We start from the raw sequence: 15,007 nt of genomic DNA, 5'->3' as shown, positions 1-15,007 counted from the left end.
GATGTCCACGCCGACGCTGCGAATCCCCCTGGCGCCCGGTGCCTCGCTGGAGGCCCTCGACACCTTTCTGCACGCGGCGGAGTTCGTCCGTGAGCCGGACCGGGCGGGGATGAATGCCGGGCAGCCGGAGCCCGTCTTCGTGAGCTGGTCGCGGACGCTGGATGACGCGGAGGTCGACTACACGTTCGAGCCCCGCTCCGGGCTGCGCTGGGTGGAAGTCCGAGGCTCGGACGCGGAGGAGTGGGCGGCGAAGCTGAGCGAGGCCGTGCCGGTCGCGACCGTTGCAGTCGCGCGGGAGCTGCTCCGGGCGGTGGAGCTCCAGAGGGTGCTGCTCGGTCTGGGCATCGCGCGGATGCTGATGGAACCGTCGCTCTCCGAGGATGTGCTCGCGCTGCTGCGCCACCGGGAGCCCGCGGTGCGGGAAGCCACCGGAGAGGTGGTCCGCTCCGTGCTTCCGCTGAACGCTCGCGAGCTCGGAGCTGGGGCGGCCATCTTCGAGTCGATGCTGGAGGTGCACGGCCGCCGCCAGACGCTGCGGTGGATGATGCGAGACTTCTCGCGGGCGGATGCGGGCATGGTGGCGGCGCTGCGCTCCGCGCTCGTGGACCCGGACTGGGAGGTGCGGGCCACCGCGATGCTCGCCGCGGCACGCTTCGACGTGAAGGAGCTCGCGCCGCTCGTGTATCGCTGCGAGCTGCCAACGACGAGCCGTCTGGGACCGGGGCCGACGGACCGGGCGATGCTGCGCGGAGTGAAGAAGGCCGTCCTGGCGCGCCTGGCGGGCACGCCGCTGGTGGAGCCTCCCTCGGGCGCGGGCGCAGGGGCGCTCTCCGTGTACCACTTGCGGAGCATCGTGGAGGGAAGGCCCCCGCGCAGGCTCGACCACCTCGCGATGTTCGTCGCGTCGCTGACGGAGCCGCTCGACCTCGACGGCCCGCCGGAGTCATTACCGGCCGGAGTGCGGAGCGCAGGTGAGGGGTTCGTGCTCGCGGGCACGGACATCGCGCTGCGCTGGGTGGGCCGGGCTCCGTGCTGGCTCGGGGACGATGATGTGGAGTTGCCCTCGCCCAATCCCATCCGCCGGGTCCAACCCACGGAGGGGTTCTTCCTGGCGACAGCGCTCTTCCGGACACCGGAGGAGGACGTGCCCGTCGCCTTCACGCACGCGGACGCGGAGGCCCTGTGCGAGCGGCTGTCGGCCGTGAGCGGAGCTCGCGTTCGGCTGCCGAGCGCCGACGAGTGGGAGCGGGCTGCCCGGGGGCCAGACGGACGGCGTTTCCCGTGGGGAAACGGGTTCGAGGCCAGCTTTCGCGGCTCGCCGTCACCCTGGGGCTGTGTGGAGCTCTTCGGGCTTGCCAGCCAATGGCTGAACGAACAGCCCCCGCGGGTCGCAGGCGGAGCGGAGGTCCGGCCCTGCGCCCACCGGCAACCCGCCGCTCCTTCCGAGAGACACGCGGTCAGGGTGCTGGTCGCGGAAGGGAGCTGAGTGGGCGGCCGCGTGTAGCTCGGAGAGGAACCGCGTTGCCTCCTGGAGCGCGTCACTTCGTTCGCAGGAACCAGAAGTTCGTCTTCGAAGACGGCAGCAACACGAAGCCCTTCAAGGCTGGTACGTAGCGGAAGCGGCCTTGCACTCCCGCCGAGCTCGATACGGCAGGAGCGCCGGTCACCTCTTTGAGCCGAAGCGTCCACGGCCCTGAGTCGACCGGCGTCACCGCATAGATCCGCTCTGGAATCGGAGTGAGCTTCGCCCCCGCTCAGCTCCCGCCCGCGTAGAACAGGAACTCGTCGTTGAGCGGGTCGTAGTCCATCGCTGCGTACATCGGCTCGTCGGGCTTCAACTGCTCCAGGGCCGCATTGTTGGTGAAGGTCACCGCCAGCTGCGAATGGCCATCGACTGGAACGCGCGATGCCGAAAGTCCCGTGCCCGCGCCCTGGCCGTCACCCCACTGCAAGGTGAAGATCTGCCGGCGCTTCGAGTCGTACGCGCCCGGGAAACGAACCTGGTCAGCCGTGCGGGTGGTGATGGGCTTGGTCCACTTCTTCGCCACCGGATCGTACCGCTCGAATGCAGTGGTCCACACGTTGCCGTCGCCGTCGCGCACGAACCCGTACCCATCCGTCGCCAGTGGATGAACACCCTCGCCGTCCCACGTGTTGGTGTTGAGGTTGAACCCATCGTTCGTGTTGACGTCCCAGGCCGAGGGATACGGCACTGTCGCCATGTCCGCCCGCGGCGGCGATGATGAGCTCGCTGGTGCTGTCCTTGATGGCCATGCCGCTGTAGGCATCCACCGGCGCGCCGCCAGCCCCGCTGGTGCCGGGAATTTCAACCCATCGATTGACCGCGGCGCTCGTCAACCAGGCTGGAACGCCTCCATCACTCGGGAGGCCAGCATCCACGGTGCCGGAGTCGCTGCTCGTACCGGCGTCGGACGTCTGGCCCGGACTCTCTTCCTCGGAGCCCACCTCGCGGGCTCCATCCGCCCTGCCGGTGTGGGCGCATCCGCTCCGGCAGCGTCAGCCGGGCCGGGCGGAGAAGCGGTTGGATTTCGCAGTGATTCTGGCCGGTTGCCACAGGGCAGCCGGCCCTTCTCGTTTCCGGCGCGGTGGTGCCCGGTCGGGTTCCCCCAGGGCCGGTGCGCCGACCTGCCCGGTTGCTTCGGCCTCGCACCTGGCGCTCGACAGGGTTGTGCTCCTGATGCGAGCCTCTGCGCGCTGCGGCAAGGCCGCATGGATGCGGGCCCGCGCCTGTGACGGCCGCAGCGGTGATGACAACGCGACTGACAAGCAGAGGGTCACCCGTGCCGGAGCTCCCCGCTGCTGCACCTTTCCTCCACACCCTCTTCGAAGCCCACGCGGCGAGAGCCCCGGAGGCCCTGGCCGTATGGCATGAGGGCCGGGGCCTGACCTACGGGGCATTGGACCGTGAGGCCACCCGGCTCGCGAGGCGCTTGCGGGCGGCGGGGGTGGGCCCGGAGGTTCGCGTCGGGCTCTACCTGGACCGGTCGCCCGAGGCCCTGGTGGGAATGCTCGCCATCTGGAAGGCGGGGGGCGCGTATGTCCCGCTCGAGCCCACGCTTCCGGAGCAGCGGCTGGGCTTCCTGCTCGATGACGTCCGTCCCCAGGTCATCGTCACCCGTGAAAGCTTGCGCTCCTCACTGCCGCTGCACTCCGCGACGCTGCTCTGCGTGGACGGGGAGGACGGCGAGGAGGACACCGCGCCTCTGGAGTGCCGGAGCTCCGCTGACACGCTGGCCTACATCCTCCACACCTCGGGCTCGACGGGACTGCCCAAGGGCGTGCTGCTGGAGCACCACGGCCTCTCCAACCTCGCCAGGACGCTCGTCGCCGCGCTCGACGTTCGTCCAGGAGACAGGGTGCTGCAGTTCGCGTCGCTCTCCTTCGACGCGTCACTCTTCGAAGCGGGCATGGCGCTGGCTGGCGGTGCCGCGCTCTACATGGCGACGGGGGATGCGCGCACGTCGGGACAAGAGCTGGCGGAACTGTTGTCCCGGCACGCCATCACCCACGTGGCGCTGCTTCCATCGGTGCTCGCCACCGTGCCGGCCGGGGACCTTCCCAACCTCCGCGTGGTCGTCTGCGGCGGAGAGCGATGTCCGCGCGAGCTGGTCGCGCGCTGGCGTGTGGGCTGCCGGTTCTTCAACACGTATGGTCCGACCGAGGCCACCGTCTCGGCCACCCTGTTCGAGTGTGCTGACCACGGTACGGAAGCGCCACCCATCGGTCACCCACTGCCGGGCGTGGTGGTGCATGTGCTCGACGAGGCCGGCGCTGTCGTGGCGGATGGCTGCGAGGGCGAGCTCGCGATTGGCGGCGTGGGACTTGCGCGCGGCTACCTCAACCGCCCGGAACTGGAGGCCTCGCGCTTCGTCCCCGCCCCGTTCAACAGGGGCGAGCGCCTCTACAGGACGGGAGACCGGGGCCGGCGGCGCGCGGATGGCGCTCTCGAGTTCCTCGGCCGCATCGACGCGCAGGTGAAGGTGCGGGGCTTCCGGGTGGAGCCCGGCGAAATCGAGGCGGTGCTCACCGGACACCCGGAGGTCCATGAAGCCGTCGTGGTCCCTCGGGACGATGCCTTCGGAGGAAGCCGGCTCACTGCGTACGTCGTTCCCACCGGAGCCCAGCCGCCCTCCGTCACATCGCTCCGACGTTTCCTCGAAGCGCGGCTCCCGGAGTACATGATTCCCGCCGCGTTCGTTGCGCTGGCGGCACTGCCTCGGCTTCCTGGCGGAAAGGTGGATCGCCGAGCGCTGCCGGAGCCCGGCGACCAACGGCCCGCGCTCGACACGCCATGGCTCCAGCCCCGCACGCAGGTGGAGCAGACCCTGGCCCGTATCTGGTCCGAAGTGCTTCACGTCTCCGGCGTCGGTGTCGCCGACGAGTTCCTCGCGCTGGGCGGTGACTCGCTGTCCGCGGCGAGGGTGAGCACCCGGCTGCGGGAGGAGGGAATCCCGCTGTCGGGCCGGGATATCCTCGAGCACCGCACGATTGCCGCGCTGGCCGAGCAAGTGGTGGGCGACAAGAATCCGGCGGACCGTGAGGGCGTGATTCCGAGGCGCCACGGCGACGAGCCGGCCCCGCTCTCGTTCGTGCAGCAGCAGTTGTGGCTGCTCCACCAGCTCGCCCCCGATGGCGCCGCCTACAACCTGCCGGCGCTGCTCCGCCTGCGCGGGGAGCTGGACGTCGCCGTGCTCCAGCGAAGTCTCGAAGCGTTCGTGCAACGCCACGAGGCCTTGCGGACCACCTTCCCGGAAGGGGAGGGCGCCGCCCCGGTGCAGCAGGTCCGAGTCGAAGCCGCGGTGCCGCTGCCCGTCGTCGACCTCTCGACTCTGCCGGAGGAAGAACGCGCTTCACGACTCGCGGCGCTCTCGGCGGAGCAGGCGATGCGCGCCTTCCAGCTCGCGGGTGGCCCTCTGCTCCGCGCGGTGCTGGTCCGGCTGGGCGCGCGCGAGCACGCGCTGATTCTCGTCTTCCATCACATCATCTGTGATGGCGCATCGATGGAGGTCCTCCAGCGGGAGCTCGCGGTGCTCTACCGCTCCCTGCTCGAAGGGGCTCCGGCGTCGCTGCCGCCGCTGCCCATCCGCCATGGCGACTTCGCGGCCTGGCAGCGCCAGTGGATGCAGGGAGCGAAGCTCGATGCGGAGCTCGCCTTCTGGAAGAGGGAGCTCGAGGGCGCACCCACGCGGATGATGCTTCCGCTGGACCGCCCCCGTCCCAGCGTCCAGAGCTTCCGCGGCGCCCAGGTGCCCTGGTCGCTTCCGGCCGACACGACGCGTGCACTCCAGAATCTGGGCCAGGCCCGGGGGAGCACGCTCTTCATGACCCTGCTCGCCGGATTCTCGGTGCTGCTGCACGCCGAGGGCGCCGAGGAGGACCTGTTGATTGGCACCACCGTCGACGGGCGCGAGCGACGTGAGACCCGAGGGTTGATGGGGCACTTCGCGAACACGCTCGCCCTTCGGGTGCGGCTGGGCGAGGCCCCGCGCTTCGGTGACGTGCTGGACCGCGTGAGGGAGCGCGCGCTCGCGGCGTATGCGCACGCGGAGCTTCCCTTCGAGAAGCTCGTGGAGGCGCTGCGGCCGGAGCGCGACGCCAGCCACAACCCCCTGTTCCAGGTCGCGTTCGGCCTCCACCCGGGCCTGCCGTCTGTCAGCAGCGGCCCGCTCGAAATCGACCTCGCGCAGCTCCACGCGGATGCCGCGCCCTTCGACCTTTCACTTCAGCTCTGGACGCATCCCGGAGGAGCGGGACTCGAAGGGGTGTTGCTCTACTCCACGGACCTCTTCGATGCGGCCACCATCGCCCGGCTCGGGAGGAGGCTGCGCACGCTTCTCGAACGAGTCGTCGCGGAGCCGGAAGTACCTCTCGCGGAGCTCGTATGGCTCGACGCGCCGGAGGCTCGGCGCGGCTGCGCGGTGCTCGAAGCAGCGCTCGGCGAGGAGAGCGCGGTACTGGAGTGCGCCGTGCGGATGCGACCGGCCCATACCTCTTCGCCGCAGCGAGTGGCCTACGTCGTCTCCACGGAGCCACTCACTCCGGCGTGGCTCGCTCGCCGACTGGAGGGACGGCTCCCCGCGGAGCTTCATCCGCGAGCCATCGTGCCGCTGTCCTCGCTTCCGCGCAGGCCCGGCGGGCACGTGGACGAGGATGCACTCTCCCGAATCCCGGTGCCCGACAGCGCGCTCGTCAGGAAGACCGAGGCGATGCTGCGCGCCACTCCAGGAGTGGGCGATGTCGCGGTGCTCGTCCAGTCGCCACCCGAGCCGGTTCCGCGCCTGCACGTGTGGCGTGTTCTCCCGGGAGGGAAGCGGGGCGTGGGTCCTGAGCTCGATGCCCCCGCGAGAGCCGCTGGCGCCCCCACCACGAACACCCGGCCTCTGGCCCTCAGTGACGGAGGCCCGCTGGTCCTTCCGCCGGATGCGCCGGAGACGCTCGTGGACGCGCTGGTCCGCGCGGCCTCGGGAACGAAGGGTGTCCGCTACGTGCAGTCCGATGGCACCGTCGTGTCCCAGAGCTACACGGCACTGCTGAACGATGCACGCGCGCGGCTCACGGGCCTGGCGCGCGCCGGCCTGAAGCCCGGCAACAGGGTCATCCTGCACATGGAGTCCCTGAAGGAGCTGCTGACGACCTTCTGGGCCTGCGTCCTCGGCGGCATCCAGCCTGTGACGGTGGCGCTCGCACCGTCATACGACGCCCCCAACGGAGTGCTGACCAAGCTCCAGGGCACGTGGGCGCTCCTCGGCCGTCCTCACATCCTCACGAGCCGTTCACTGGCCGCGCCGCTGGAGGGACTGCGCGCCTTCCTTCCCATGGAAGGACTGCGAGTGCTCGCGGTGGAAGATTTGTGGGGAGACCCCGCGCTGGCGCCGAGTCCCGCCCTGCGCCCGGATGACCTCGCCTTCTTCCAGTTGAGCTCGGGCAGCACCGGCGTCCCCAAGGTCATCCAGGAGACGCACCGGGGAATCCTCCTCCACGCGCACTCCGTCTCTCGGTTCTGTGGCTATGGCCCGGACGACGTGACGCTCAACTGGATTCCCTTCGACCACGTGGTGCCAATCCTCACGTGCCACCTGAAGGACGTCTGCGTCGGCTGTGAGCAGATTCACGTGAAGACCGAGCGGATTCTCGCGGACCCGCTCGCGTGGCTCGACCTCATCGAGCGCTTCCGCGCCACCCACACCTTCTCCCCGAACTTCGGCCTCAGGCTCGTCACGGACGCCATCGCCCGGACTCCGGGACGGCGCAGGTGGGACCTCTCCTCGCTGCGGCGCCTGATGAACGCGGGTGAGCAGGTGACGCTCGGAGCGGTCCGCGAGTTCCTCCAGGTGACCGCGCCCTTCGGCATCACCTCGGAGGTCATGCAGCCGGGCTTCGGCATGGCCGAGGCGTGCACCATGGTCACCTACCAGAACACGTTCTCCGTCGAGAGTGGCGTGCACCATGTGGCCAAGGCCTCGCTCGGCGGAGCGCTGGAATTCCTCCCCGCCGGGGATGACGGGAGCATCGCCTTCATCGACCTCGGTCCGCCGGTGCCCGGCGTGCAGTTGCGCATCACCGACGCCTCGAACCGGCTCCTGCCCGAGGGCGCCATCGGCCGGCTGCAACTGAAGGGTGGGGTGATTACGCCGGGCTACCTCGACAATCCGTCCGCGAATCAGGAGGCCTTCGTCGGGGACGGCTGGTTCAACACCGGGGACCTGGGCTTCCTCTGGAAGGGGCGCCTCACCGTCACCGGTCGCGAGAAGGAGGTCATCATCATCCGTGGGGCCAACTTCCACTGCCACGAAATCGAGGATGTGGTGGGGAGCGTCCCCGGCGTCGAGCCGACCTTCGCGGCGGCCTGCGCCGTGGTGGACACCGACGGCGGCACCGAAGGCCTGGCCCTCTTCTTCGTGCCGAGAGAGTCCTCCATCGAAGCCTCTGCCCGCGTCGCGGGAGCGGTGCGCGAGCACGTGACGAAGCGGCTGGGCGTCGCCCCCACGTATGTCATTCCGATTGCGCGCGACGAGTTCCCCAAGACGACGAGCGGGAAGATTCAGCGCGTGGCCCTGCAGAAGGCGCTCACGGCGGGGCGCTTCCGGAGCACCATCGAGGCCGTCGACCTCCAGCTCGGAAATGAGCGAACGCTCCCGGACTGGTTCTTCCGGCCGGAGTGGAGGCGGAAGGAGTCGCGCGGGGTGGCGCTCCGGAAGGGAGCCTGCCTGCTCTTCTCCGGCCCGCGAGGTCCGGGCGAGCGCGTGGCACGGCAGCTCCAGGAAGAAGGACGCCCGTGTGTCATCGTCGAACCCGGGGCCGGCTTCGTCCGACTCGATGCGCGGCGGTTCCGCATCGACCCCGCCGTGCCCGAGCACTACTCGCGAGTGCTCGCGGCGGCCTCCGAGGAGGCAGGTCCCATCGCGGCGGCCATCCACCTCTGGACCCACGGAGCACCGGGGCAGGAGGTGTGCACCTCGACGGACGGCGCGCGAAGCCTGCTGCTCCTGGTCCAGGCGCTCGCTTCAGCGGAGCCCGAGCAGGTCCGGTTGCTCGTCGTCTCGAGCGGGGCCCAGGCTGTCACTCCTGACGACGCGCCAGACTGGACGAAGGCGCCGCTCCCCGCGCTCGTGCGGACCGTGTCGAGGGAGCTCCCCTGGCTCGACTGCCGCCATGTCGACGTGTCCGCGACCAACGACAGTGAAGACGCGGCGTGCATCACCCGCGAGCTCGCAGCCCCTTCTCGCGATAGGGAAGTCGCGTATCGCAATCGTGAGCGCCAGATCGCTGGCCTCGTGCGGGTGGACCCGGCCCTCGTCCCGGAGCAATCGCCGCCCTTCGAGGATGGCGGGGCCTATCTGCTGGCGGGAGGGCTCGGGGGTATCGGAGTCGAGCTCTCGCGCCACCTGCTCCGGCAGCACCGGGCGCGGCTCCTCCTCATCAGCCGGACGCCTCGCGAGCGGCTCGCGCATGAGCAGTCCCAGGCCCTTTCGGAGTTGGAGCAGCTCGCGGCCCGCGTCGGCGGGCAGGTGCGGTACGAGTCCTCGGACGTCGCGGATGCTCCGAGGCTGCGGGACATCGTCGAGCGCGCGAAGGCGCTCTGGGGGCGCGAGCTCTCCGGCGTGCTCCACCTCGCGGGGACCTTCGAACAACGCCGGCTCGTGGAGGAGCGCCCCACGGACTTCTCCGCGACGCTCCACGCCCGGAGCGCTGGAGTCACGGCGCTGCACGGCCTGCTCGACGGCCGCAAGGACCGGCTCTTCGTCGTCTTCTCCTCCGTCAACGGCTTCTTCGGCGGGCATTCCGCGGGCACGTATTCAGCCGCGAGCCGCCTCGCCGAGCACTTCGTTCATGACCTGCGCCGCAAGGGGCACACCCGGGCGTACTGCCTGTCCTGGAGCTTCTGGGATGCCATCGGCATGAACCGGAACAGCCCGACGCGGGAGGCGGCCCTCGCCAGCGGCTTCCAGGCCATCTCCACTTCGGCGGGGCTCACCTCGCTCCTGGTCGCCCTGCACCGGAGCGAGCCCCACCTGCTCGTCGGGCTCGACGGCCGGAACGCGGCGATTGCGCGCTCACGGTGGGACGCCGCTCCCGACACACTCCGGCTCACCGCGTGGGTGGCAGCTACCGGCGGCGCCGCGGCGCTCCCCGAGTCGCTTCCGCTGCGCGATGACTTCGGCGTGCCCGTGACGTGCCGGCTCGTGCGCGTCGAGCGCATTCCACGGACTCCGGACGGGCAGCCCGATGTCGCGCTGCTCGGCGGTGAGGCCGCGCGGAGCCGGCCACCCCACGTGGCGCCGCACTCCGAGGCCGAGCAGCGCATCGCCACCATCTGGCGCGAGGCGCTCGGGCTGGACCGCGTCGGCATCCATGACAACTTCTTCAGCCTCGGAGGCCACTCCATGCTCGTGGCCCAGGTGAGCGCCCGGCTCCAGCAGGCCTTCGGCCGCGAGGTGGCCGCCGTGGACCTCTTCCGTCACCCGACGGTGCGCTCCCTGGCGGAGTACCTGGGTCAGGCCGTGCGTGCGCCTCCGCAGCAGACGGGATTGGAAGAGCGGGCCCGCAAGCAGCGCGACGTGCTCGAGCGTCGCCGGCAGGCCGCGGAGTCCATGGCTTCGCGGCGCGGGAGATGAGTCCGCGCAAGGGGCATTGCGCCGGAGCCCACAGGCGACTAGCGACGCGGCCCGCATTGGCATCGTGGAAGGGTTGAACATGAAAGATGCGTCCACCGGCATGACGGATGGCGTGGCCATTGTCGGAATGTCCGGACGTTTCCCGGGCGCTTCGAGCATCGAGGCGTTCTGGAAGAACCTGTGCGAGGGGAAGGAATCCATCACCCGCTTCACGCCCGAGGAGCTCATCGCCGCGGGTGAGGACCCGGCGCGGGTGGCCAGTCCGCGCTACGTGCGGGCGCGGGCCGTCCTCCGGGACGTCGGCCAGTTCGAGCCGGAGTTCTTCGGGATGAGCCCGAGGGAGGCGGAGCTGACGGACCCGCAGCACCGCCTCTTCCTGGAGTGCGCGTGGGAGGCACTGGAGCGCGCCGGGTATGACCCCTCGCGCTACCCCGGCATGATGGGCGTCTATGCCGGCTGCGGGCCGGATGGGTACCTGCTCCACCACCTGCGCGGAGTCCCGGAGGCGACCGGTGGGATGAACGGGCTCGGGACCCTGCTCGGTAACGAGAAGGACTACCTGACGACGCGCGTCGCCTACAAACTCGACCTGCGCGGCCCCGCCATCACCGTGCAGAGCGCCTGCTCGACATCGCTCGTCGCGGTGCAGCTCGCGTGTCAGGCCCTGCTCAACTTCCAGTGCGACATGGCCCTGGCGGGCGGCGTGTCCATCGCCTTCCCGCTGAACCACGGTTATGCCTACCAGGAAGGCCACATCGGCTCCCCGGATGGGCACTGCCGAGCCTTCGATGCCGCCGCGGGAGGCACCGTCCCGGGCGACGGCGTGGGAGTCGTCGTCCTCAAGCGCGCCGCCGATGCGCTGGCCGATGGCGACCACATCCACGCGCTCATCCTCGGCGCGGCCGTCAACAACGATGGCGCGCACAAGGCGGGGTACACGGCACCGGGCGTCGCGGGGCAGGCCGAGGTCATCGGCATGGCCCAGGCCCTGGCCAACGTCGAGGCGCGGTCGATTGGCTACATCGAGGCCCATGGGACGGGCACGCCGCTCGGGGACTCCATCGAAATCGCCGCGCTCACGCAGGCCTTCCGTCACGGCACGGAGGAACGCGGCTTCTGCGCCATCGGCTCGCTCAAGGGCAACGTCGGGCACCTCAACACCGCGGCCGGGGTGGCGGGGTTGATGAAGGCCACGCTCGCCGTCGAGCACGGAGTGCTGCCTCCCAGCCTTCACTTCCACGCTCCGAATCCGGCCCTCCAGCTCGAACGGAGCCCGTTCTTCGTCAACGCCTCGCTGCGCCCCTGGAAGGGGGAGGGAGGGCCTCGGCGCGCGGGCGTGAGCGCCTTCGGCTTCGGGGGCACGAATGCGCATGCCGTCCTCGAAGAGGCCCCACCTTCGCGCTCGGACGTGCCCGCGAAGCCGTGGCAGCTCCTCGTCCTCTCGGCGCGCTCGCGCACCGCGCTGGACGCCCTGGCCTCGCGGCTCGCGGACCACCTCGAAGCACAGCCCGGGCTCGACGCGGCGGCGTTCGCGGACACGGCGTATACGCTGCAGGTGGGCCGGAGGGCCTTCTCCCATCGCCTCGCCATCACGTGTCGTGAGGCCGCGGAAGCCGTGGCCCTCCTCCGGGCCCCGAGCTCCCGGCGACGGACGCTCGAAGTCGTCGAGGCCGGCGCAGAGCCCTCCGTGGTCTTCGCATTCTCACCTCTGACCGTGCACGCACCAGGCCTGGCCGCGGAGCTGTATGGGCTCGAGCCGGTGTTCCGCGAGCACGTCGACCGCTGCGTGGAGTTGCTCCGCGCCCGCTGTGGTTTTGACCTCCGCCCGGTGCTGCTCGATGCGAGCGCACCGGCGGACGCGTACGCGCAGCCCATGCTCTTCGTGTACGCGTACGCGCTCGCCCGGCTCTGGATGTCCTGGGGCGTGCGTCCCAAGGGGGTGACGGGCCGGGGCATGGGAGAGTACGTGGCCCTGTGTCTCTCCGGGGTGCTCTCGCTGGAGGACGCCCTCGAGCTTGTGAGCGAGCGCGGACGGCTCGCGCAGTCCCGGCCCGAAGACGCGCCGGCCACGGGGGTGTCCCCCGCGCTGCTCGAACGCGTCCGCCGCATGCAGCGGAGTGCGCCCGAGCTGCCGTGTTTCTCCATCATCGCGGGCGGCTGGCTGACCGCGAACGACGTCGCCGAGCCTTCGCTGTTCGCGCACCTCGGCGAAAACCCCGAGCCCCCCGCGGATGTGATGGCACGGTTCGACGAGGGCCTGGCGAACATCCAACTGCTGCAGGTGGGCGAACCGCCCCTGCGTGAAGGGGAGGGACTGCCCCTCACGCAGATGCTGGGGCGCGTCTGGGCCTCGGGGGTGGACATCGACTGGGCGGCGGTGCACGTCGGAGAACGCCGCCTCCGGCGTCCGCTGCCGACCTACCCCTTCGAACGGCGGAGCTGCTGGGTGGAGCCTCCGCGAGTCGTCGCCGCGAGCGCCCCGGCTGCCCCACCGCGTTCGCTGGACGAAGTCGAAGCGACGCTCCGGAGCACGGTGGCTCCTCCGCCCCTGGAGGCACACCCCGGCCTCGTCGCCGGGCTCGATGCGCTGTGTACCGCCCATGTCTGTGCCTATCTGCGCTCGGGGGGCGTGGACATGTCCGTGGGCGCTCGGTACGAGGTGGACGCGCTGGCGGGCGCACTCGGAGTCCAGCCCCGGTTCCGAAGGCTGCTGCGGGCCATGCTCCGGATGCTGGCCGAGGACGGCCTCGTGCGCGCGGAGGGGACATCGCTCGTCTTCCTGAAGGACGGAAGCACCGTGCCCGAGCCCGCCGTGCTGCGCGCGGACCTCGAGCGTCGCTTCCCAACCTTCACCGGTCTGTTCGCGTTCCTGGAGCACTGCACCCGCCACTACGCCGTCGCGCTCAGCGGCCAGCGCGAGGCCATCGGCGTGCTCTATCCCGGCGGCAGCTCCGAGCTCATCGACCGCTTCGAGCGCGACACGGCCGCGTACCGCGCGGACACCGTCTACCTCGCGCTCGTCCGCGAGGCCGTGCTGCGGCTGGCCGAGTCCCATCCCGGGCCGCTCCGCATCCTGGAGCTCGGAGGAGGGCAGGGCCTGCTGACGTGGCCGCTCGCCGCCGAGCTGAAGCAACTCCAGCGCTCGGATGACCGTCGCGTCACGTACCACTTCACGGACCTCGGGAAGGTCTTCGTCGACGACGCCCGCCGGGAGGCCGCGCGCCGGGGGCTCGATGGGTTGATGCGCTTCGGCGTGCTCGACATCACGAAGGACCCCGCGGCCCAGGGATACGAGCCGCACGGCTTCGACCTCGTCGTCGCCTTCAACGTCCTCCACGCCGTGCGCCACGTCCCCGAGGCTCTCCAGCAAGTGGAGCGGCTGCTCGCGCCTGGAGGGACGCTGGCGCTGGTGGAGGCCACCCGCTTCGGCCGCTGGGACATCCTCACCTGGGGCCTCGCGGAAGGCTTCTGGTACTACGAGGATGGACTGCGCACGGACTCACCGCTCCTGACGCTGGAGAGGTGGGAGGACGCTCTGCGGCAGTCGCGCTTCGAGAGTGTGGAGGCCTTCCCCCGCGAGCCGCGGACGCGCGCGCGGGTGGACCACGGGCTCATCCTGGGAAGGCGCCCGGCATCCGCGGCCACGCACACGGCCGTCGAGGGCCCTGGCACCGCGCTCGTGACGAATGACGCCGCCGCACGCCATCCACGTCCCGACCTGCGCACGCCCTACGTGCCACCGCGCACGGCGATGGAGCGCCGGCTCGTGACGATCTGCGAAGAGCTCTTCGGAGTCGCCCCCATCGGACGCCACGACGACTTCTTCGAGCTCGGCGCGGACTCGCTGTTGATGCTGCGGCTCTCGGACCGGGTCCAGCAGGTGCTCGGGCTGGAGGTGCCTCCGCATGCCGTGTTCCGGGGCGTCACCCTCGAACGTCTCGCGCTCGCGCTGGAGCCCGCGGACACGACTCCAGCGACGACAAGCCCGGTGCCCGCGTCGTCCCATGCATCGGTGCTGGTGCCGCTCCAGTCGGGCGGGACGAAGCCGCCGCTCTTCTTCGTCCATCCCGCGGCCGGCGTGGTCTTCCCATACATCGGGCTCGCGCGCGCACTCGGCCCCGAGCAGCCCTTCTACGCGCTCCAGGCGCTCGGGCTGGACGGACTGTCCCCGCCGGACCGGAGCATCGAGGACATGGCCCGGCGCTACGTCGAGGCCATCCGGAGCATCGCCCCGAGAGGCCCGTACCACCTGGGAGGCTTCTCCTTCGGCGGCCTCGTCGTGTTCGAGATGGCCCAGCAGCTCGTCGGGATGGGCGAGGAGGTCCGCCTGCTCGCCATCGTGGACGAGCCCGCGCCCGTCAACGGCCATCGGCCCTCTCCCGCCGTCATGGCCCGGCTCCTGGCCACGGGGATTGCACGCTCCATCTGGCCGCACCTGCACGACTACCTCTATCTCCGCGCCGCCTCACGCGACGGCAAGGAGACCGCCGCCCCCGTCCACCCAGCGGGCTTCGACTGGCTGGAGTCCTTCCTCGCGCGCTCGACCATGGCCAACTTCGTGCCGAGGGAGTCGCGCCTGCTCGCGCTCCGTCAGCCCGCCATGCTGCCCATGTTCCGCCTCTTCAAGCACCACCTCCAGCAGACGCTCGACTATTCGCCGCGCGCGTACCCCTCGCGGGTGACGCTGTTCAAGGCCACGGAGCTGAAGGGCCGCGGAGGAGGAGACCCGACGCAGGGATGGAGCCAGCTCGCGGCGGGCGGCGTGGACGTGCACCGCATTCCCGGTGAGCACCTCACGCTGCTGCGACAGCCCCATGTCCAGGTGCTCGCGGAGAAGCTCCAGGCCTGCCTCTCCGCGGCGCGGTAGCTCG

At 70.7% G+C, this 15,007-nt stretch carries 4 protein-coding genes; 3 read left to right on the top strand and 1 reads right to left on the bottom strand.

Annotated features, from left to right (window positions below):
• Position 1: 1 nt before the first annotated feature.
• Positions 2-1,486: a formylglycine-generating enzyme family protein gene (locus ACVTJA_RS32070; protein ID WP_465825350.1), complete on the top strand. Its 1,485-nt coding sequence runs from the start codon at positions 2-4 to the stop codon at positions 1,484-1,486.
• A gap of 268 nt (positions 1,487-1,754) precedes the next feature.
• On the opposite strand, the gene ACVTJA_RS32065 is transcribed toward ACVTJA_RS32070, so the two are convergent.
• Entirely contained in the window at positions 1,755-2,222 is a 468-nt protein-coding gene (locus ACVTJA_RS32065; RefSeq protein ID WP_465825349.1) for a hypothetical protein, read from the bottom strand.
• 579 nt (positions 2,223-2,801) lie between these two features.
• Here ACVTJA_RS32065 and ACVTJA_RS32060 point away from each other — a divergent pair.
• On the top strand, positions 2,802-10,136 hold the full coding sequence (locus ACVTJA_RS32060; protein ID WP_465825348.1) for an amino acid adenylation domain-containing protein: 7,335 nt from the start codon (positions 2,802-2,804) through the stop codon (positions 10,134-10,136).
• 79 nt (positions 10,137-10,215) lie between these two features.
• Positions 10,216-15,003 (top strand): type I polyketide synthase, encoded by a 4,788-nt coding sequence (locus ACVTJA_RS32055; protein WP_465825346.1) that lies wholly within the window; start codon positions 10,216-10,218, stop codon positions 15,001-15,003.
• Positions 15,004-15,007: the final 4 nt, after the last annotated feature.

The sequence above is a fragment of the Pyxidicoccus sp. M6 genome, assembly GCF_055568925.1.
The sequence above is the reverse complement of the archived record's forward strand: the minus strand, read 5'-3'. Positions and strand labels throughout refer to the sequence as shown.

Coding starts and splice junctions, on each gene's coding strand:
- ACVTJA_RS32070 (WP_465825350.1), top strand. CDS start 2: ATGTCCACGCCGACGCTGCGAATCCCCCTGGCGCCCGGTGCCTCGCTG.
- ACVTJA_RS32055 (WP_465825346.1), top strand. CDS start 10,216: ATGAAAGATGCGTCCACCGGCATGACGGATGGCGTGGCCATTGTCGGA.
- ACVTJA_RS32065 (WP_465825349.1), bottom strand. CDS start 2,222: ATGGCGACAGTGCCGTATCCCTCGGCCTGGGACGTCAACACGAACGAT.